We start from the raw sequence: 1,693 nt of genomic DNA on the forward strand, positions 1-1,693 counted from the left end.
CACCAAACCCCCGTCCCCCACCAAGCCGCTGTCCCTCACCAAACCCCTGTCCCTCACCAGTCCTCCGTCTCGCATCAGCAAGGGACCTCACCATGACTTCCTCTCTCACCTCGGCCGTCGAACCGCTGGGCGCGCTCGACGGCGCGCGTTTCCGGGCCGGTCTCGACGACGGGCGCAGTGTGTGGCTGGACGGCGAAGAGATCAAGAACGTGGCCGAGCACCCGGCGTTCGCCGCTCCGGTCACCGAGATCTCCCGGCTGCTCGACCTCCAGCACGACCCGGCGCACCGCGACCTCCTCACGGTCGAGGACCCGGAATCCGGTCTGCGGATCGGCCGCGGCTACCATCCGCCGCGCACCGCCGAGGAGTTGCGGGCGGCCCGGGACAGCGCCGAGGTGTGGATGCGGGAGTCCTGGGGCCAGCACGGCCGCTCCCCCGCCTTCATGGCCTCCATCGCCGTCGGCCTGCTGGACTTCCGGCACCGGCTGGAGACCAACCGGCCCGGCTTCGGTGCCAACGCACGGGCGTACCACCGCTTCGCGTCCTCGCGCGACCTGCTGCTGACGCACGCGCTGGGCGATCCTCAGATCGACCGCTCGGCCAGTCCGGTCGACCATCCGGACCACGCGCTGCGGGTGCTGCGCGAGGACGCCGACGGCATCGTGGTCCGCGGCGCCAAACAGCTGACCACGCTGGCTCCGTTCGCACACGAGGTGCTGGTCTACCTGTCGGCCTCGTTCGCCCGGCGCGGCGCCGAGGAGTTCGTGCTGTGGTTCGCGCTGCCGCTGAACGCGCCGGGGCTGCGCATCCTGTGCCGCGAGCCGTTCGGCACCGAACCGCACGGGCACGCCCACCCGTTCGCGCGGCGGTACGACGAGCAGGACGCGATGCTGTTCTTCGACGACGTGACCGTGCCGTGGGACCGGGTGTTCCTGCTCGGCGACGGGGAGCTGGCCCGTGAGGGGCTCGGCCGGATCAACGCCTGGAGCCAGTACATCGGCCAGGTCCGCTACCGCGAGCGGCTGCGCACCCTGCTCGGTGTCGGTTCGCTGCTCGCGGAGTCGATCGGTGTCGACGGGTTCCGCAACATCCAGGAGGACCTGGGTGAACTCGCCGGCTACGCCCAGGTCCTCGACCACTTCCTGGACGCCGGGGAGGCCACCGCGCACCGCACGGACAGCGGGCTGCTGGCGCCCGGGCCGACCCCTGCGGCGGCGGTGTGGGCGGCCCAGGTCGCCGGACGCGCGGTGGGCATCGTGCGCGGCATCGGCCAGTCCGGGATCCTCATGCAGCCCACCGAGAAGGATCTGCGTTCGCCCGAGCTGCGGCCGTTCCTGGACCGCTACATGCGCGGCAAGGACATCGACGCCGAGCACAAGTCCCGGCTGTTCCGGCTCGCCTGGGACCTGACGGCCGACAGCTTCGGGCAACGGCAGGACCTGTACGAGTACGTGCACCGCGGCGACCTGGCGCGCAACCGCATCAACCTCTACCGCAACCACGACCTGTCAGAGGTGCGCGAGCGCATCTCGGCGCTGATCGACGCCCCGTTGTGAAGGGACCGCACACCGACATGACCGACGACATACTCGACCGCGCCCGCACCCTGTCCGGGTACGACGACGTCAGCCGCATCCGGCAGGCCCAGGACCACGCATGGGTGCTCGGCCTCGTGCCCGGCGTCCCGCGCACC

At 71.3% G+C, this 1,693-nt stretch carries 1 protein-coding gene; it reads left to right on the plus strand.

Features of this window, described 5'->3' with window-relative positions:
• Window positions 1-92 precede the first annotated feature (92 nt).
• Entirely contained in the window at window positions 93-1,556 is a 1,464-nt protein-coding gene (locus tag EAO76_RS40665; protein WP_148841271.1) for a 4-hydroxyphenylacetate 3-hydroxylase family protein, read from the plus strand.
• Window positions 1,557-1,693 lie beyond the last annotated feature (137 nt).

Source organism: Streptomyces sp. sk2.1 (genome assembly GCF_008120935.1).
GTDB lineage: Bacteria > Actinomycetota > Actinomycetes > Streptomycetales > Streptomycetaceae > Streptomyces.